The sequence below is a fragment of the Sneathiella marina genome (assembly GCF_023746535.1).
In the GTDB taxonomy this organism is placed as follows: domain Bacteria; phylum Pseudomonadota; class Alphaproteobacteria; order Sneathiellales; family Sneathiellaceae; genus Sneathiella; species Sneathiella marina.
Genome location: NZ_CP098747.1, coordinates 1,183,772 through 1,203,492, shown reverse-complemented (window position 1 = coordinate 1,203,492; position 19,721 = coordinate 1,183,772). Strand labels below are relative to the sequence as shown.

The 19,721-nt window shown below is 47.8% G+C and carries 16 protein-coding genes; 14 read left to right on the top strand and 2 right to left on the bottom strand.

Annotated elements, in window-relative coordinates; genetic code table 11:
• The first annotated feature begins 29 nt into the window (after window positions 1-29).
• On the top strand, window positions 30-1,940 hold the full coding sequence (locus NBZ79_RS05780) for a TRAP transporter permease (RefSeq protein WP_251936265.1): 1,911 nt from the start codon (window positions 30-32) through the stop codon (window positions 1,938-1,940).
• Between the two features lie 313 nt (window positions 1,941-2,253).
• Here the strand turns inward: NBZ79_RS05780 and NBZ79_RS05775 are convergent, their stop codons facing one another.
• Together NBZ79_RS05775 and NBZ79_RS05770 are read right to left on the bottom strand one after the other, a co-directional pair.
• Window positions 2,254-3,054, bottom strand: a complete 801-nt coding sequence (locus NBZ79_RS05775; RefSeq protein ID WP_251936263.1) for a TIGR03084 family metal-binding protein — start codon at window positions 3,052-3,054, stop codon at window positions 2,254-2,256.
• A gap of 48 nt (window positions 3,055-3,102) precedes the next feature.
• Complete coding sequence (locus NBZ79_RS05770) at window positions 3,103-4,272, bottom strand: acyl-CoA dehydrogenase family protein (RefSeq protein WP_420854586.1); 1,170 nt, start codon at window positions 4,270-4,272, stop codon at window positions 3,103-3,105.
• A 314-nt stretch (window positions 4,273-4,586) separates the two neighbouring features.
• Between NBZ79_RS05770 and NBZ79_RS05765 the strand changes: the two genes are divergently transcribed.
• From NBZ79_RS05765 to NBZ79_RS05705, 13 genes are all read left to right on the top strand, one after another.
• Complete coding sequence (locus NBZ79_RS05765) at window positions 4,587-5,369, top strand: enoyl-CoA hydratase-related protein (RefSeq protein WP_251936259.1); 783 nt, start codon at window positions 4,587-4,589, stop codon at window positions 5,367-5,369.
• Between the two features lie 2 nt (window positions 5,370-5,371).
• Window positions 5,372-6,076 carry a TetR/AcrR family transcriptional regulator gene (locus NBZ79_RS05760; RefSeq protein ID WP_251936257.1) on the top strand — a complete coding sequence of 235 codons (705 nt, stop codon included), beginning with the start codon at window positions 5,372-5,374 and terminating at the stop codon, window positions 6,074-6,076.
• A gap of 3 nt (window positions 6,077-6,079) precedes the next feature.
• A complete protein-coding gene (locus tag NBZ79_RS05755) occupies window positions 6,080-6,871 on the top strand; it encodes an ABC transporter ATP-binding protein (protein WP_251936256.1) in 792 nt (263 codons plus the stop codon).
• Entirely contained in the window at window positions 6,868-7,632 is a 765-nt protein-coding gene (locus NBZ79_RS05750) for an ABC transporter ATP-binding protein (protein ID WP_251936254.1), read from the top strand. The genes NBZ79_RS05755 and NBZ79_RS05750 overlap by 4 nt, the downstream gene beginning before the upstream one ends.
• Window positions 7,633-7,634: 2 nt before the next feature.
• On the top strand, window positions 7,635-9,473 hold the full coding sequence (locus NBZ79_RS05745; protein WP_251936252.1) for an AMP-dependent synthetase/ligase: 1,839 nt from the start codon (window positions 7,635-7,637) through the stop codon (window positions 9,471-9,473).
• Between the two features lie 13 nt (window positions 9,474-9,486).
• Window positions 9,487-10,359, top strand: coding sequence for a branched-chain amino acid ABC transporter permease (locus NBZ79_RS05740; protein WP_251936249.1), 873 nt, complete (start codon window positions 9,487-9,489; stop codon window positions 10,357-10,359).
• Window positions 10,359-11,405, top strand: coding sequence for a branched-chain amino acid ABC transporter permease (locus NBZ79_RS05735; RefSeq protein ID WP_251936247.1), 1,047 nt, complete (start codon window positions 10,359-10,361; stop codon window positions 11,403-11,405). The genes NBZ79_RS05740 and NBZ79_RS05735 overlap by 1 nt, the downstream gene beginning before the upstream one ends.
• Window positions 11,406-11,442: 37 nt before the next feature.
• Window positions 11,443-12,618 carry an ABC transporter substrate-binding protein gene (locus NBZ79_RS05730; protein WP_251936244.1) on the top strand — a complete coding sequence of 392 codons (1,176 nt, stop codon included), beginning with the start codon at window positions 11,443-11,445 and terminating at the stop codon, window positions 12,616-12,618.
• 58 nt (window positions 12,619-12,676) lie between these two features.
• Window positions 12,677-13,438, top strand: coding sequence for an enoyl-CoA hydratase-related protein (locus NBZ79_RS05725; protein WP_251936241.1), 762 nt, complete (start codon window positions 12,677-12,679; stop codon window positions 13,436-13,438).
• A 38-nt stretch (window positions 13,439-13,476) separates the two neighbouring features.
• Window positions 13,477-15,294, top strand: coding sequence for an acyclic terpene utilization AtuA family protein (locus tag NBZ79_RS05720; protein WP_251936239.1), 1,818 nt, complete (start codon window positions 13,477-13,479; stop codon window positions 15,292-15,294).
• Complete coding sequence (locus NBZ79_RS05715; RefSeq protein ID WP_251936236.1) at window positions 15,294-16,916, top strand: acyl-CoA carboxylase subunit beta; 1,623 nt, start codon at window positions 15,294-15,296, stop codon at window positions 16,914-16,916. Before NBZ79_RS05720 ends, NBZ79_RS05715 begins: the two co-directional genes overlap by 1 nt.
• A gap of 11 nt (window positions 16,917-16,927) precedes the next feature.
• Window positions 16,928-18,922, top strand: coding sequence for an acetyl/propionyl/methylcrotonyl-CoA carboxylase subunit alpha (locus NBZ79_RS05710; protein ID WP_251936234.1), 1,995 nt, complete (start codon window positions 16,928-16,930; stop codon window positions 18,920-18,922).
• 66 nt (window positions 18,923-18,988) lie between these two features.
• A complete protein-coding gene (locus tag NBZ79_RS05705; protein ID WP_251938045.1) occupies window positions 18,989-19,675 on the top strand; it encodes an IS6 family transposase in 687 nt (228 codons plus the stop codon).
• Window positions 19,676-19,721 lie beyond the last annotated feature (46 nt).

Genomic DNA, 19,721 nt, shown 5'->3' with positions numbered 1-19,721 from the left:
ATCGATCTCGATATCAAGGTAACGTTTCCATGAATTCTTTGGCTTCCTCTGAACAACTCCTCTCGCCATTCCAACGTTCCGTCCGGTGGGTGCTGATTGTTGCCGCAGTCTGCATGGTCGTCTATCACTTGTTTACTGTTTACGGTGTCGTCCTTGGTAGTTTCGAGCATCAAAATCTTCATCTCGCCTTCCTCCTTGTCGTCCTTTTTCTGGATCGGCTGGTGACTTCAAAAACAAAAACCGAAAGCTCGGTGCAATTTATTCTGATCTTCGCGGCGATTGGAGCGACAACCTATGTCGGTCTCAACATGACCCGGCTGGAAGAAGATATAGGTTTTCCAGAACCGACGGATATTATAATCGGATTGATCGCTATCGCTGTTTGCATAGAGGCCACCCGGCAGGCTTGGGGGTGGACGCTACCGATTGTCGCGGCAATATTTATTGCCTACTTTTTTCTCGGCCATTATATACCGGGCCCCTTGTCTCATCGAAATTTCAATTTTGAATATGTGATTTCCTATCTGTCGATTGGATTAACCGGTCTTTACGGTAATTTTCTCGCTATCTCGGCCAATCAGATTTTTCTATTTGTTCTTTTTGGCTCGCTCATGGGCTTGCTCAAGATCAGCGATTTTCTTAGTGAGTTGTCAAAAATGGTTAGCGGTCGAATGCGCGGTGGGCCAGGGTTGGCGGCCGTCATTTCCAGTTCAATGATCGGAATGGTAACCGGCGCATCAGTAGCCAATGTCGCAATAACGGGAGCGTTTACCATCCCGTATATGAAAAAAGTCGGTTACAAACCAGCTCTTGCGGGTGCAATTGAGGCGACGGCATCAACGGGCGGTCAGTTAATGCCACCGGTGATGGGCGCAGCAGCCTTCCTGATGGCCTTTTTTGTCGGCGTACCCTATGCGGATATAATGATTGCCGGGATTGTTCCGGCGGTATTATTTTACATTTGCGTATTTTTTGGGGTGCAAAGCGTCTCCGTAATTTCCGACATCAAGGCGCCGAAAGAAACGGCCGACCGGCGGATTGTACTTATCGGCATCCCCAGTTTCGTTATCCCGGTTGGATTGATTGCACTTTTGTTGATGTTGCATTACTCCACGGGTGTCGCTGCGTTCTGGGCGATTGTTTCTTGTTTGTGTATTGCTTACATTCGCAAAGATCGGCCATCGGCACGTGAGTTATTGACCCGCGTCGTAGAAGGGGCCGTTGTCGGCGCTAAAATCGGAGTGTCGCTGGCGATTGTCGGGATAATTTCACAAAGTCTCATAACCACTGGTCTAGGAGGAAAGATTGCTGGTTTAGTTGAATTACTATCTGCGGGCAACCTTCACCTAGCGCTCATTATGACTATGGTCGTTGCCATAATCCTCGGGTGCGGTGTGCCGCCAGCAGCAGCCTATAGCTTAGTTGCTATTGTCGTCGCACCAACTCTAGTGAAAATGGGCGTTCCGATTTTGTCAGCTCATTTCTTCTGCTTTTACTTCGCCATCATTTCTGCGGTGACCCCGCCAGTCGCACTCGGTGCTTTAGCCGGTGCTGGAATTGCACGCGCACCTTATTTCGCCACGGCTTTTCGCGCTTTTGTACTGTCCTTGTCGGGTTTCATCATTCCATATCTGATCGTTTACAACCCTGTCATTCTCCTATCCGGGGAGTTCGACTTCTGGGGGCTTGGCTCAATCATTACGGTTCCAATTGCTTTAATCTCCTGTACCCTGCTTGTGTATCGGGCTTGGCTGCTACGCTTTAGCGGATATGAAACTGCCATAGGGTTAGCGGCAATGGTAATTGGGTTTTCGTTCAGCATCTTTGGGGATCGCTGGCCTTTTCCCGCTCAATTCGCTGTTTTAGTTTCTGATATTGCCTTGTTTGGATTATTGGCTTTATCGCAGCGGCATTATCATAGAAAATCAGTTGAGCTGTGATGAAGCTGAATTTACGGTTGGCGCACGAAAAATCCCTTTTGTTAATTCAAAACTTCACCTGAGATTATTCATCTAGCTGTAATGATGTATGTCCAAAATCCACTGTAGTTGTGTCAAGTCGAAGATGATGTCTGAAATTTGGTGAGCCAATTGCCAGGAACCTTAGATCTTCACACCCTATTCCCAACGAAACCTGACATTTGGATGAAATGGTCATTGTTATTCGAGGGAAACAATTTTCTCTAGCTTTCTCCGAAAATACGGCAGCAGCGTCCGGGAGGAACATCTTTTAGGTTAACCATCCGTCAAGCAACTAAGTCAGGCTGAAATTGCCTCGCGTGCCGGCATTCGGCGGCATTTCAGGTGGGCCGGCGAAACATTGGGCAGTTTCCATCCAGGCGCTTGCTATTTTACCGGTTACGTTTAGATCCGTATCCCGGATATTGCGAGATTGCGTCACGACCTGGCAGAATTCCTCGGCGAGCCCTTCAACAACTTCAGATGCGCTATCTTCACCGTAAGTCCAAATAGCGCCAGAGGGCGCGGTCAATTTTATGTGTGGCATTGGCCCGGGAATCTCCATTCCTCGATTTTTGAAAGTCCAGCCATATGTGTTCACACCAAGTACAACAATATTATTAATGCGATCATGGTTCTGACGCTTAACACCTAGGAGATCGTATATAGCCTGACCATGGGCCCATGTTTCCATAAAGCGTGCCGTTATCGAGGACCGGGCGCTCATACTGGGCCCCGCCCACCTTACTCTTGTAGAGGGAGCAGTCGAATCGAAGCGTGCTGCCATATCGGAATAGTAGTCTTTCCACTTCACCACAAGTTCAGAACCGTCCAGCTCATCCAGCCATAAACTCTCGAACTCCCTCAACTGGTTTTTGAAGATGTAGGGCATGGCTTTTTGGAGGAAATCGTCAAATTCAGGTGCATCTTGCAATGACATGCCAGCGGCCCAGTTCCAAATATGCAGGTGACGAAGAATATTATTGATTGTCCAGCCTTTGAACTCGGTCGGTCTGTCAAAAACATCTCCGGATAAAGGCGTGACCAATTCGTAAAGCGCGTCGCACTCTTCCAAGTAATCTCTAGCTTGCTGCACTATTTGAATCTCCTAAAAGACTATTGAATTTAGTTAAAACCTCAACAATCACCCATCGCTTAGTAGCTCACCGGCTATAATCATTTTACGAACTTCAGTCGTGCCAGCACCGATTTCCAACAATTTGATGGAGCGGTAAAGTCTATTGATTTCTGATTCCCAGATATATCCTGACCCGCCATGAATTTGGACGGCCTTATCCAGCACCTCATGGCAGGCATTTGCTGCATACATAACAGAAGCTGCGGTCAGTTGGTGTATCTCACCTCTGCCACCTCCCCCAATCTCAAGGGCGGAAGCAGCGCTTAATGTACGATAAGTAAAGGTGCGCATTGTCTCAATCGCAACATACATATCCGCCAACATTGATTGAACCATTTGAAACGATCCAATTGGCTTGCCAAATTGCTGACGTGTTTTTGCATAATCAATGGACAACTCTAAGGCACGCTCAGAAATGCCGAGACAAATGGGAGAAATCATAGCGCGCTCGAGATCTAGCCCGCTCATCACCACTTGTACCCCCTTATTTTCTTCGCCTACCAGGTTTTCAACCGGTACTTTACAGTCGTTAAATACGAGCTCCGCTGTTTGGCTGCCTCGATAGCCCATTTTCGTCAATTTTTGTGCAACCTGGAACCCGGGGTAGTCCTTTTCAACAATAAAGGAGGATATTCCTTGCGCGCCCCGATCCTTGTCCGTTTTTGCGTATATCAAAAGAACATCAGCTATTGGGCCGTTCGTTATATACAATTTTGATCCGTTTAATACATAGTAGTCCCCGTCACGCCGGGCGGTCGTTTTCATGGAGCCCAAGGCATCTGATCCTGCACCAGGCTCCGTGAGTCCCAGCGCCCCAACTTTTGTTCCCGCACATAATTGCGGAATATACCGATTACGTTGATCCTCGTTTCCATTGCGATAAATGTTGTTCAGACACAGATTATCGTGCGCAACATATGACAAGGCAATGGCATGGTTCCACCGTGATACCGCCTGCAGCGCAACCCCCGCCGTAAGAAGATCGGAGCCAGATCCGCCATATTTCTCCTCTACTGTAAGCCCAAAAAGCCCGGCCTCCCCCATCTTTGAAAAAGCTTCATCAGGCCACCATTCTTCATCGTCCATTCGATTGGCGAGTGGGTAAAGTTCAGCTTTTGCGAATCTATCTGTCTGATCCAAAATTTCGACTTGCTCAAGCGTAAGAGCAAACGGCATGTCACCTTTGTTATCAATAAGATACTCCGGCGAATTTTGATTTTCGGTCAAAGTCTTTCCTCTCTAGTCGGTAAAGCCGTTTCGGTATTTCAATTAAACACGGTTGCCGCAAAAAATCAATATTAATGAATAATATTTTTTAATTTATTTGGTAAACTCTTTGAGTTCTATTTATTTTTATTTTTTATTTCAATAGGTTATAGCGATAATTCGACATCTCCTATATGAGAAATCCCTCTATTGACATAATTAATGAATTATGTTCATTTATATCAATGGACAGCTAAAAAAGATGAGCCAGTTAGGAGAATAACTTGGGCGCGGTACTAAATTTAGATAAAAAAGATGGCGTGTTCACCATCACGATCAACCGACCAGAACGCCGAAACGCCCTTAATGAGGCTGTCGCAACCGGAATAATGGAAGCGCTGGATCAGGCGGAAAAAGACCCGACCATTCGAGCGGTTGTTCTCACCGGAAGTGGCAGCAAGGCTTTTTGTGCAGGCGGCGATTTACAGCCCAACGCCGAAGGCACTCCTTTTGCAATCGAGGCTCATGACCCTCAGCATTATGTACCGAAATTATTTCAAAAAATGGAAGCCTGCCGGTTACCACTCATCGCGAAAGTAAATGGCCATGCGCTGGCTGGTGGATTCGGCATTGTTTGCGGATGCGATCTTGTGGTTGCAAGAGATGATGCGTTAATCGGCGTAACAGAAGTCAAAGTCGGCCTGTTCCCAATGATGATCCTCCCCTTTTTACTAAGGGTTACCCCAACCAGAATCTTGATGGAAATGTGCCTGACCGGGGAACCTTTGACCGCCGGCGACGCCATTAATCATCATCTTATAAATTATGCCGTGCCGGCGGATGAGCTCGATTCCAAAATGGACTGGCTGTTGAAGCGGATCACCGTCAATTCACCGACCGGTATTCGACTCGGTAAACAGGCGCTTGCAAAAATTAGAGAAATGAATTTCGAAACAGCGCTTGAATATGCGCCTTTTATGCTCGCCAATATGGCCCGCACAAAAGACGCAATAGAAGGATTTTCAGCATTCTCTGAAAAGCGCCGTCCAGAATGGACAGGAAGGTAAACATGGCAAACGCCGTTGAAAAACGCCGCGCAGTCCGCATGGCACCAGAAGATAGAATGCGAGAAATTGAGGTTGCAGCACGGAGTGTATTCTCCCGGCGGGGTTACGCCGCCGCCTCCATTTCTGAAATCGCCGAGAAAGCCGGGATACGAGAAGGTACAATATACAAATACTATGAAAACAAACGTGATCTGTTACTTGTCGTGGTTCAACATTGGTACGAGGATCTGATAGCCGGGTTCATGGAATCTCTCGCTGATGTTGAAGGTACCCAAGCGAAATTCCGAACAATCATTCGAAATCACATTAAGGCAATTAAAGCCAGTCCCGACTTGAGCCGTCTGTTTTTTACAGAAGTGCGTGGAGCTGACGATTATCATGACAGCGTGCTTTTCGAGCTCAATCGCAAATATGTTCGGGTTCTGACGGACGTAATTGAGGAAGGAATGGAACTTGGGCTATTGCGAGCCGACATCTCAACAACGCTAATACGTGATGTGATCTTTGGCGGTCTGGAAAGCCATGCTTCCGGATTTCTGGCTAACCGCAGTGAGTTCGATGTTGACAAGATAACCAAACAACTGTCCGAACTAATTTGGGCCGGAATGGCCTTGCCGCCATCCGAGTCCGACGACCTCTCAAAAAGAGTAGAGCGATTGGAGGCGGCCGTTAGTCGGATGGAAAACTCTTCGCGGGCTGAGGATTAATCGATGCTTGCGCTGACCAATGTTCAGGTAATGTACGACCGCGCCATCGAAGCAGTTCGTGACGTTTCCCTTGACGTGGCCCCCGGTCAGATCGTCGCTCTTTTAGGATCCAACGGTGCGGGAAAATCAACACTTCTAAAAGCCATATCCAATGTCCTCTATCCCGAGGAGGGAGAAATTCTCCACGGTGAAATTTCACTTGGGGGCGATAGCCTGCTTGTAATGCCGGCGGACGAAATTGTGCGTAAAGGAATTGTGCATGTGCCGGAAGGACGCCGCCTCTTTCCGTTAATGACAGTTGAAGAAAATTTGACAATGGGAGGTTACCTGCAATCCCGGGGAGACGTGTCAGCGGCACTTGACCGTGTCTATAAACTTTTCCCGCGCCTCAAAGAGCGCAGAAAATATACCGCTGGCTATCTTTCTGGTGGCGAACAGCAAATGGCGGCTATAGGCCGTGCAATGCTATCGAAGCCAAAGTTACTGATGCTTGACGAACCTTCCCTGGGTCTCGCCCCTCAAATTATTGAGCAGATTTTTGAAACTATTGTTTCCCTAAATCACGAAGAAGGTCTGTCAATCTTGTTAGTCGAACAAAATGCATCTCTCGCTCTTCGCGTGGCGAGCTATGCCTATATCATTGAAAATGGTCGCGTCGTTTTGGATGGTGAAGCAAAAAATATCGCCGGCAATGATGATGTCAAAGAATTCTATTTGGGATATTCAGAAGGTGGCGATCGCAAAAATTTCCGCGACGTAAAGCACTATAAGCGTCGCAAGCGGTGGTTATCATGACACCGCTTTTAACTCTTGAAAACGTAACCCGAAAATTCGGGGATTTGATGGCTGTCGACAGTGTCGGGTTCTCTGTGCCCAAAGGATCCATATATAGTGTTATAGGCCCTAACGGTGCCGGAAAAACTACCCTGTTCAATCTCATTAGCGCCCTGTTTCCGACAACCAGCGGTACCATTGACTTCGACGGACATCCCATTCATCGCGCTAAGACCCATCACCTTGCCGGCTATGGAATAGGTAGAACGTTCCAGAATCTGGCTATTTTCTCACACGCAACAGTTGTCGAAAATCTACTGGTCGGTCTCCATCACAAGCTTTCAGCAACCCCTGTTAGTGCAGCCTTTTTCTGGGGCCCTGCACGACGAGAAGAAATTAAAGCCCGCCAGCAAGTTGAGAAAATCATCGACTTTTTGGAGATTGAGCATCTTCGTGACATTCCCGTGGGGCTTTTGTCTTATGGCCTTCAGAAACGGGTAGAGCTTGGTCGGGCCCTTGCGATCGGACCCAAGCTTCTTCTTCTCGACGAAATGGTGTCCGGGATGAACAGCGAAGAAACAGAAGACATTGCCCGTTTCGTTCTAGATATCCGCGAAGAGCTTGGAATCACCATTGTAATGGTGGAACACGACATGGGAATTGTCATGGATATCTCTGATCGGGTCGCCGTTCTCAATCATGGCTCTCTGATCGCAGAGGGGACTCCAGCAGAAATTTCTTCAAATACAGCCGTCATACATGCCTATCTAGGTCAGGACTGAGCATGCTACGTAACAGTGAAATTTTCGAAAAATCCACTCTTCCCGGCCTGCTACTGTTCTGGGCCGAACAATATCCGGACCGTCTCGCCTTTCGCGAAAAAAGCTTCGGTATTTGGGAAAGGTCCACTTTTAAGGACTATTTTGAGCGTTCAAAAGACTTTGCTTTTGGACTGGCGGCTCTGGGCGTTAAGAAGGGCGATTTCCTGGCGGTTGCCAGCGAAGACACCCCTGAATGGATGTATGCCGATATGGCAATTCAAGCCCTTGGCGGCGCCTGTATCGGTATATATCCCACCAATCCATGGCCAGAACTACGCTACATCCTTGATCATTCACAGGCTAAAATCGTGGTGTGCGGTGATCAGGAACAAACAGATAAGGTTTTCGACGCCATTGAACAAGGCGGCTCCCTTCCAAATTTGGAAAAGGTGATCTGCGTCGATATGAAAGGTCTCGCTCATTATCCCCGAGATATGCTGATGAGTTTCAAGGAAGTGACTGAATTGGGCCGATTAAAAAGGCAGGAATTCGGAAATCTGTTCGAGGACTCTATTGATGCTTTGACACCAAAGAATGTGGCTGTAGTTGTTTACACATCCGGCACAACCGGAATGCCTAAAGGTGCCATGCTTTCTCATGAAGGCCTAATCTGGGGCGGCCTAAAGCTCGCTGAGCGGCATGGTATTGATGACAAAAATTGGGAGGTTCTATGTTATTTACCCCTTTGCCACGTAGCTGAGCGGCTGTGCTCTACAGTTATGCAGCTAGTAAATGGAACACCCGTGAATTTTGCGGAATCCATAGATACAATTGCTGAAAACTTGCGCGAAATAGCGCCAACCGGTTTTTTAGGCGTCCCTCGAATTTGGGAAAAGATGCAATACGGCATTATGGTTAAGCTGAAAGATGCGCGCCCTTTTCAGCAAGATTTGGTTGAAAAATGCTTAACGTACGGCCGCTCGATCGCACAACGGCAACTGGCAAATGGCGGCGAACGAACATCCTTAAAAGACAAAGCAACTTATTGGTTTCTCTGGCTGATCTGTTTCAGAGCTCTACAGAAATCGCTTGGTCTTAATCGCGCGCGAACCATGCTATGTGGTGGCGCCTCTATCTCCCCTGAAGTCCTTGAGTTTTTCTGGGCTATTGGCCTTAAAGTTTACCAAGTATATGGAATGACAGAGCTTTCGGGGATATCTCATAGCCAGTATCCCGGCCATACCGCCTTGGGACAGTCCGGCCCGCCACTGGATACCTATGAGCATAAAATAGCTGAAGACGGAGAAATTCTCGTCCGCTGCAAGGCAACATTTCCAGGCTATCTGAGAAACGACGACGCAACGGCTGAAGCCGTTAAAGACGGCTGGATGCAAACGGGAGATGTCGGTGAGCTCACCGATGATAATTCGATACTGATTACTGACCGAAAGAAAGACATCATCATAACGTCTGGCGGAAAAAACATCACGCCATCCCTCATAGAAAACCGAATGAAGGATTCAATCTACATCCGCGAGGCCGTGTTAATCGGCGAAAGACGAAACTATATCACGGCACTTATCCAAATCGATTACGAAACTGTGGGGAAATGGGCGCAAGAACGGGGCCTTGCCTACACAACATTTAAAAATCTCGCCAATCAGTCTGAGGTATTCGAGTTGATTGACGGCGAAATACACGCAGTAAACAAGGAATTCTCCCGCGTTGAAAATATTCGAAAATTTGCACTGCTCGATAAAGAGCTGGACCATGACGACGGAGAAGTTACAGCCACGATGAAGGTCCGACGCTCGGTTATCGAAGAAAAGTTCGAACCAATTATTGAAGCGCTTTACGCGTAATAGGGATTGCGACATGGATCTATTATTAAATCTTATTGCCTCCGGCCTTGTCATCGGATCGATCTATGGACTGATTGCTGTTTCCTTCGCGATTATCTTTAAAACAACAGGGGTTTTAAATTTTGCTCAAGGCGAAGTAATGATGTTGGTTGCCTATTTGAGCTGGAGTCTTGGAAACGCACTTCCCTTACCTTTCCCCATTCTGATTCTCGCGTCAATTATCGTAGCAGCAATAGTAGGCGTTTTAACCGAAAGACTGGTGATACGCCCGATGATCGGCCAGCCGATTTTCACAATTGTCATGGTTACGATTGGGCTTGCCGCTACTTTGCGAAGCGGTATTCACATGATCTGGGGCGTGGATGCTGAAAGTTTTGAATCGTCCATTTCGGGCGGTTTAATAGAAATTGGTCCGGTGGTTCTCTATAGCGAGCAGTTGGCCGCCATAATTCTGTTTTTTACAGTTTCCGCTACCGTTTACTTGTTCTTCCGGTTTACCCGTGTTGGTGTTGCCATGCGCGCAACGGCTATGGATGAAACATCCGCCCTCTTGATGGGTGTCGATGTTCGACGTGTATCCGCCCTCGCATGGGCTATCTCAGCCATAATATCCGGTCTGGCTGGCATCACATTTTCCATCATGTTTTCTCGCGCTCCTGATATCTGGTTCCAGGGGCTGAGGTCCTTTCCAGCAACAATTCTGGGCGGGCTGGATTCACCAATTGGCTCCGGATTTGGAGGTCTGATCATTGGTGTCATCGGAGAGCTCTCCGAAGGATACATAGGCCATGGCCTGAAGGAAATATCCGGATTTATCGTCATCATTGTTGTCCTGATGATCAAACCCTACGGCCTGTTTGGCGAAAAAGAACTGGAGCGCGTCTGATGAGAACCGGTCATTACATAGAGACCTATTCGACCCATGTAAAACTTTCCGACAGTAGGACTGTTTGGCACTGGATTGGAATTTTACTTCTAATCCTGGTGACCTTCCCAATTCTGGCGAGCAATTACTTCCTGGCCCTTGCTATCACGGTTTTTATTGCGGCAATTGGCGCAATTGGGCTGAACCTTCTAACCGGAGTTACCGGCTTGATTTCATTAGGGCAAGCGGGTTTTCTGGCCGCGGGATGCTATACGACAGGACTTCTAATTACGGATTATTCCTGGCCACCCGAACTTGCACTGCTGGCATCGGGTGTCATGGCTGCACTTCTCAGTCTTGTCGTTGGCATACCGTCATTAAGATTGAAAGGGCTGTATCTAGCCATCACGACAATGGCTTTTTCCTTTATCATTACTCATTTCCTTCTATATGCCGAGGACATAACTCACGGACCATATGGCGTCCGCATAGAAAATCTGGACTTTCTCGGTCTCGATCTTTCATCACCCGCACAGCTATATTATTTGGCCCTGGCGATTACAGTGCTTACGGCAGTAGCCGCCCTGAACATCTTGAGATCCCGTGTGGGACGCGCCTTCACGGCTATACGTGATCACGACATTGCCGCGCGTATGATGGGCATCAGCCTCACCCGATATAAACTAATCGCTTTTGTAGTTTCGTCCTTCATTGTCGGAATTGCTGGCGGTCTCATGGCCTTCCAATTTCAGTTTATCAATGTCGATCTATTTAATCTTCTTCTATCCGTTGAAGCATTGGCGATGATTATTGTCGGTGGGTTGGGTTCAGTGCCCGGCGCCATACTTGGAGCTATTTTTATTGTCCTATTACCAGAAGCCACACGTGAGGTGATTGATCTGTTGCCTTCTGGAATTACCGATCTGCTTTCTACTTACATTTATGAACTTCGCGGGCTTCTTACCGGGCTGGCGATCATCATTATGCTTCGTCTCAAACCTCACGGACTTATTGGTCTTTGGCAAGATGTGAAGCGTTACTGGACCCATTGGCCATTGTCTGTGTGATACGGAAAGCGGCCGGGTAACTAAAGGGAGAAAAAAAATGAAACTATGTAAATCAACATTAATCGGGGCGTTGGCATTGCTCGCAAGCAGTGCAACCGCTTCTGCTGAACCCGGTGTGACTGACAAAGAGATCATCATCGGTAATATTCTGCCAATGACCAGCTCCGCGGCTCTTGTTGGACGCGCCGCCCATTTTGGGTCTGTAGTTGCAGCGGCGGAAGCCAATGCGAGTGGCGGCGTCAATGGACGTATCATCGTAATTAAAACTGAGGATGACGGTTATATTCCGGCCCGCACTGTTCAGGGTCTGCGCAAACATATTGATGAGGGTGTGTTTGGGCTGATCGGGACCGGCGCTGGCGCAGGAACAGCTGCGATCCTTCCCGTCCTTGAAGAAGAGGGTATTCCCGCGATTGTATCGTTCTCGCCGTTGAAAGCTGCAGTGGATCCGATAAAACCAACAGTTTTTATGATTGGCGCCTCCTATCAGGACTTGTTATTTGCCCAGTTGGATTACATTCACAAAAACCGCAAACCCGAAAACGAGAAGTTTGGTGTTATTAGGCAAGATGATGACTTTGGAAAGCAAGTTGAAGAAGCATTTGACAGGGCGGTCAGTGAATTCAAGGCAGATGCAGCGGAACCAATTCGGTACAAACGGGGTCAAAAAGATTTTGGTGCTGAAATACTTAAAACCCGTGCCGCAAAATCAAATGTCGTGATTATAGGCGGCGTTACTACTGAAATACCCGCGATGCTAAAAGAGGCCAGTAAATTCAAACTGCCACTGGAAATTGCAACGGTGCCAACATCAACGCTCCCTCCAATCATGAAACTTTCAGCACCTTACGGGTATACATATTTCAGTGGCGATTATATTTCCCCAATGGGATCCGAGGGTTCCGTTAAATTTATGAATTCTGCAAAAGCTGCTCTGACGGAAGAGGAAATGAAAGCGTTAAACCGCTATTCCATGACCGGCTATGTGGCAACCCGCATCATGATCGAAGCTATACGCCGTTGCGGCGAAAACCCAACCCGTGCTTGCGCCGTCGAGAAAATTGAATCCGGTGAAGAATTCGATACTTCTGGCGTGACGCTGCCTCTCACATTCGCCAAGGATCGCCATATTTCAGCTACCGCGGTTCGCGTGCTCGAAATCGACCCCGCGAAGCAAACCGTTACTCCGGTAACAGAATTCACCCAATATTGAGCATTGCAATGGCGGGTTGATAAACGCAACCCGCCAACGCACAACCCAGGTGTATCAAATGAAATATAGTGACATATCCGTCCATATCGAAGAAGGCGTTGCCCGTCTTACAGTATTGCGTCCCGACAAACTGAATGCGATGCGGAATGAGACAGCCGATGAGTTATCCGACGCACTGGACCGCATTGAAGATGATCGAAATGTTCGGTCCGCCATATTGACTGGTAGTGGCAGAGCATTTGGTGCCGGATATGACCTATCAACAATACCAACCGACGAAGCACCCAATCTTTACGAAGTTCTGGACAGGCATTTTAATCCCCTCATCCGGAGAATGCGGGCCTCCAGATTGCCAATTGTCTCTTCTATAAATGGGCCATGCGCTGGTGTATCAGTCGCTATTGCCCTTTCAGGTGACATCGTTATCGCTGCCCGCTCAGCTTATCTGTACGAGCCGTTCGTCGGTTTAAGTTTGGTGCCGGATGGTGGTAACTCTTTGATTTTACCGACAATCGCAGGACGCATACGTGCATCGGCGGCCATTTTGCTTGAGGATCGAATAACGGCAGAAGAAGCACATACATGGGGCCTCTTTTGGAAAATATTTGATGACGAAATCCTGGCCGAGAAAGCCACTCAAATTGCCCTCGATCTGGCCACCAAATCCCATCAAGCCATTGCCGCTTCCAAGCGCTTGATAAACAAGGCTTGTGAGACGGGTCTGGATGCTCAACTTGATGCGGAAAGGGATATACAACACGCAATGGGACAGAGACCCGAGATGAAAAAGCAAATTCATGACTATTTTCACAGGGCCTGAGGAATGACCTGTCACAATCTCAAGAGGAATTATTTCTGATGAGCAAAAAAACCTTGAAAATTGGAGGTGCTAGTGGATATTGGGGCGATTCCGATATCGCGGTACCGCAGTTGCTCAAACAGGGGGACCTTGACTACCTGGTTTTCGACTATTTGGCGGAAATTACGATGTCGATTATGGCGAGAGCAATTGCCAAAGACCCAGACCTTGGCTATGCCACAGACTTCGTCTCCGGCGCTCTTAAACAAAATCTGAAGGAAATTTCTCGTCAGGGTATCAAAGTTATCTCCAATGCTGGTGGGATGAACCCGCAGGCATGCGCAAAGGCAGTTCAAGCACTGATAGATGAATTACAACTTGGTTTAAAAGTCGCAACGGTTTTGGGAGATAATCTCCTCAGCCGCAAAGAAGAATTGCAAGCGTCAAATGTAAAGGAAATGTTTTCCGGTGAATGTTTTCCGGAGCCAGAGACAGTCGCTAGTATAAACGCCTATCTTGGCGCTTTTCCGATCGCGGAAGCATTAAACCAGGGAGCCGATATTGTTATCACAGGCCGATGCGTTGACAGCGCTGTAACGCTTGGCGCTTGTATTCACGAATTTGGCTGGTCACGAAACGATTATGACGCATTGTCTGGCGGTAGCCTCGCCGGCCATATTCTGGAATGCGGACCGCAGGCCACAGGCGGAAACTACACCGATTGGGAAGAGATGGCGGACTCTCTTCATGATGCGGGCTATCCGATTGCAGACATATCCAAGGATGGCGCCTTCGTTGTCGGTAAACCAGATAACAGTGGTGGCGCAGTGACAACCGGAACGGTGGGTGAGCAAATGCTTTATGAAATTGGCGATCCCCAAGCCTATATTTTGCCCGATGTAATCTGTGATTTTTCCCAAGTAGAACTTATACAGCTGGGTAATAACAGGGTATCGGTGACCGGTGCAAAAGGTAGGGCGGCGCCAGCCAATTACAAGGCAAGTGCGACCTTCTACGATGGCTGGCGTATTGCAACGGTGTGGTTTTTCATAGGAGAAAATGCCGCGGCAAAAGCACGAAGTTTCGCAGATGCCACCCTCCAGCGCGCGCGCAATAAACTACGTGCTCAAAACATCGCTGATTTTGACGAAGTCTTGACTGAAGTGATGGGAGATGAAAGTCATTACGGTGCTGCAGCTAAAAACACTGGATCACGGGAAGTCACACTCAAAATTGCGGTTAAGCATCAGGATCCACAATCGACGTCACTGGTGTTGAAAGAAGGCTCTGGCTTAGCATTGGCAGCACCGCCCGGCCTAGCACTCTTTTCAGGAAGCAGACCGAAGCCGTCACCGGTCGTTCGACTTTTTTCTCTATTGATTGCGAAAAAAGATGTTCCTGTTTCAGTTTGTCTCAACGGTGAGACACATACTGTCAACGAGATGGATAGTGATGCAATTGATACTAATCAAACCTGTATACCTGAACAGCCTGAGACCAACCTTCCAGAACTTACCCTTTCAATGCAAAAGGTACCTCTTATAAAACTAGCTTTGGGGCGATCCGGCGATAAGGGAAACAAAGCCAATATTGGCATCTTTCCTCGTTCAGCGGAATTCGCTCCATGGATTTGGCAGGTGCTAACAAGTCAGGAAATCGCGGAACGTTTTTCACACTTTCTCCAGACACCCAAAGAAAACTCGGTGGATCGCTATTTTTTACCTGGTACTAACGCCATGAATTTTGTTCTCCATGACGTTTTAGGCGGCGGAGGTATCGCCAGTTTAAGAAATGATCCGCAAGGGAAATGTTACGCCCAGATTCTATTGCAAACCCCTATTCCTATTCCCTCCACACTAGCGGAGACTCTAAGCTAATGTCTATTTTCAAATCGCGTGTAAACACCAATTCAGATACGTACAACAAGAACCATGCTGACAGTTTGGCTGCAATTGAAACACTGCGCAGCCTGGAACAGCGTGCCGTGACAACCTCTAACAAACGGCGCCCGGTATTTGAAAAAAGGGGGCAAATTCCACCCCATGAACGGTTGTCACGTTTACTGGACCCTGGCCTTCCTTTTTTGCAGCTACATTCTCTGGCGAACTATCTTGTAGAAGACGACAATCCTGAGACAAGTATTCCCGGTGCAAACCTGATTTGCGGGATTGGCTTTATCAAGGGCGTCCGATGTATGATCTGGGTTGATGATAGCGGCATCCGCGCTGGATCCATGACCAAGACGACGATGCCGACTATTATTAGCCTCCAGGAAATAGCGCGGCGGCAGAAACTACCCCTTGTACATCTAGTCGAGAGCGCCGGCGCCGATCTAACAACGTTTCTGGTAGAAAGCTGGGCTGGCTCCGGAGGTATGTTCAAAAATCTTGCGCGACTAAGCGCGGCAGGGATTCCGACCATGGTGGTGCTGCATGGTCCTTCCACAGCAGGTGGCGCGTACATGCCAGGAATGTCAGACTATGTAATAGGTGTGAAGGAAAATGGTTTGGCTGCCCTTGCTGGTGCTGCCCTCGTAAAGGCGGCAACGGGTGAGGTTGCCGACGAGCGACAGCTTGGCGGTACTGAAATGCATTCAACTACTTCTGGTTTGGTGGAATATTTGGCTGAAGATGACACTCACGGTCTTGAGATTGCGCGTGACATTGTTGGTCGCCTTAACTGGAATACTCGTGCAAAGCCACCGAAACGACGCCCATTTGATCCCCCACTATATGATCCTGACGAACTGATCGGAGTGGTGCCAAAGGATTATAAGGCTTCGTTCGATACCAGAGAGGTTATCGCCCGACTGGTCGACGGATCGGATTTTGAAGAATTCAAACCACGCTATGGTGCCGCGACCGTTTGCGTTCAGACAAGTGTCATGGGATATCCATGTGCAATGATCGGAAACAATGGCCCTATTGATCCGCAGGGAGCAACGAAAGCCGCCCAGTTTTTTCAATTGTGTGACTCTGCCAATCTACCCATTATTTTCCTCCACAATACGACAGGGTACATGGTGGGAACCGAATATGAGCAAGCCGGAATGATCAAGCATGGTGCCAAAATGATACAGGCAGTCTCTAACATTAGAGTGCCAAAAATCTCGCTTTACATCAGTGCAAGCTACGGAGCCGGAAATTATGGCATGTGTGGATATGCCTATGAGCCAGACTTCTTATTTTCATGGCCGAACTCAACATCGCAAGTCATGGGTGGAGAACAAGCATCAAAGACAATGGGTCAAATTATCACAGCAGCAGCAGAACGTCGCGGCGAACCTGTCGATCAGGAGTTGATCATGCGAGAAGAGAAACGAATTTATGACTATTTCACCAAACAGGAAAGTGCCTTTTACACATCTGGGCGTGTTCTCGATCATGGTGTAATTGATCCCCGTGACAGTCGCAATGTAATTGGTTTTGCTCTTGAAACCTGCCTTGAAGGCCGTAATCGTGACTTACAGCCGAACGCCTTTGGCGTCTCGAGAATGTGAGGAGACTGAATATGAAAGAATTTTCCTCGTTACTCGTCGCCAATCGCGGTGAAATTGCCCTTCGAATTATGCGAACTGCTAAAGAATTGGGTTTACGGACTATCGCTGTTTACTCAGATGCGGACAAAACGGCGCCCCATGTAAAATTTGCAGATGACAAAATTCATATCGGCGGTTCGCCAGTTGGAGAGTCTTATCTGGTCATCGAAAAAATTATCGATGCCGCAAAAATATCCGGCGCTGAAGCCATTCACCCTGGATACGGTTTCCTGTCCGAAAATTCGGCTTTCTCGAAAGCAGTAAATGAAGCTGGCCTGGTATTTGTCGGCCCACCTGAACACGCGATTGATGTAATGGGTGACAAAGCGCGGTCAAAACGAGCAATGATTAAGGCAAATATACCATGTGTTCCGGGGTACCAGGGAGAGGACCAAAGTGACGAGCGCCTAATCGATGAGAGTATGGCCATCGGTTTTCCAATAATGGTTAAGGCCGCAGCGGGCGGCGGGGGCCGTGGTATGCGATTGGTGTTCAACGATAATGACCTGCCTGGAGCGATACAACTAGCTCGATCTGAAGCGCAAAATGCGTTCGGATCCAGTGAACTAATAATTGAAAAAGCCGTACAACAACCACGTCATGTAGAAATACAAATTTTCGCCGACACCTTTGGTAATACAATTCACCTTGGCGAGCGGGATTGCTCAGTGCAACGACGCCATCAAAAGATAGTAGAAGAATCACCCTGCCCCGTGATGACGGAGGAACTACGGGCGAGAATGGGAAAGGCGGCTGTCGACGCGGCAAAGGCAGTAGATTATGTGGGTGCTGGAACCGTTGAGTTTTTGCTCGATTCATTGGGGAATTTCTATTTCCTGGAGATGAATACCCGCTTACAAGTCGAGCATCCGGTAACGGAGCTTGTGACCGGACTAGATCTTGTCACGTTGCAATTAAATGTTGCAGCGGGAGAGCCTCTTGGCATAACCCAGGAAGAAGTAACGCTAAATGGTCATGCCATTGAAGTTCGATTGTATGCGGAGGATCCAGAAAATGACTTCCTGCCGAGTACCGGTCCTGTAACCTTGTGGCATGAGCCGCAAGGAAAAGATATCCGGGTGGATAGCGGTATTCAGACAGGCAGCAACGTCTCACCTTTTTATGATCCAATGGTCGCGAAAATTATCGCCCATGGAGAAACCCGTAACCAGGCTCGGCTGCGTTTGATTAAGGCGATGAAATCCTCTGCGCTATTCGGCCTAAAGTCGAACCGGGATTTCCTTATTGATACATTGTCTCAGCAGAAATTTGCGAATGGCGAAGCAACAACAGCCTTCATTGACGATGTTTATGGTGAAGGCGGTTACAAAGCGGCGCAACAGGAAATCGAAATCCTGGCCGCTGTCGCTGTTTTGAAATTTACTCTCGAACGTAATCGCGCTCTAGCCGAAACAATCGACCTCAATCAGGAATTGCTCAACTGGTCAAGCACAGGCAAACTACAGAGCGTATTTTCATTTATGCGCGGAGATGAAACCGTTCAATCCACTGTGACGGCATTGGGCAGCCAGTCATATCAAGTCGAGATCGCAGATGAATTGATTGATGTTGATGATGTGAATGTGGATGGTAATTGCGCGACACTAAATGTTAAAGGACACGGCTTTGACGCCGTAATTCACGAGGAGTCAGATGGTAATCTTAATGTTGCCATTGGCAACACCTCTCTCCTGCTGACGAACGCGTCAAGAAACTCCAGAACTGATGAAGGCAATAATAGCGGTTCCGTAAAATCTCCAATGCATGGGTTACTGTTGGAGATTGCCGTAAAGTCCGGGGAGAGCGTTTCCAAGGGCGATAAGCTTGCCGTGCTAGAAGCAATGAAAATGCAACATGAAATTATTGCGAATATCGACGGTGTTGTTGCTGAAATATCAGCCATCGCTGGCAATCAGATAGCCGCAGACGAACTTCTATTGGAAATAGGACCTATAGCTGAAGAGTAGGGGTATTGTCACATTGACTTATCGGCGAGAAAATCGATGACGTACTAATCTTTGTCGATGTAAAAGATCTCCTATCAGCGCCATCGTTTCTCGCCTCATATTATTCAGCAAGCCGTATCGCTGTTTGCTCGATTTACGCTGAGCTATCGAGATGTTGAAGATCTTCTGGCCGAACGAGGCCAGGATATTTCCAATGAAACGGTTCGACGTTGGTTTCTGAAATTTGGAGCGCCCATTGCTCAAAATCTGAGATCCTCTCACCCTACTCCCAACGATATCTGGCATCTGGACGAAATGGTCATAGTTATACGAAGAAGGCGCCATTTTCTGTGGCGTGCCGTTGATAGCGAAGGAGAAGTGCTGGATTTCCTAGTACAACCGAGACGAAACGCCAAAGCTGCCTTGAAACTGATAAGAAAATTATTGAAGAAGCAAGGCTTTATACCGCCGCGAATTGTGACAGATAAACTGAAATCTTATCACAAAGCGTTCCGAACTTTGAGCTTAGAAGCTGAACACATTGACAATAAACGATTAATTAATCTTGCCGAGAACTCTCATCTCCCAGTACGACAAAGAGAACAAAAAATGCAGAAATTTAAATCACCAGGATCTGCTCAGAGGTTTCTCAATATTTACTCAGCTACTTACAATAGCTTCTCTCTACAACGTCACTTAGTCGATCGGCCTAATCTCAAGCAATGTCGCGCTGAAGCATTTTTCGTTTGGGCAACCGCAAGCATCGCTGCCTAAAAAATGGCACTAAGGTTTCTTCATGTCCAAGGGAAGTTTATGTGAC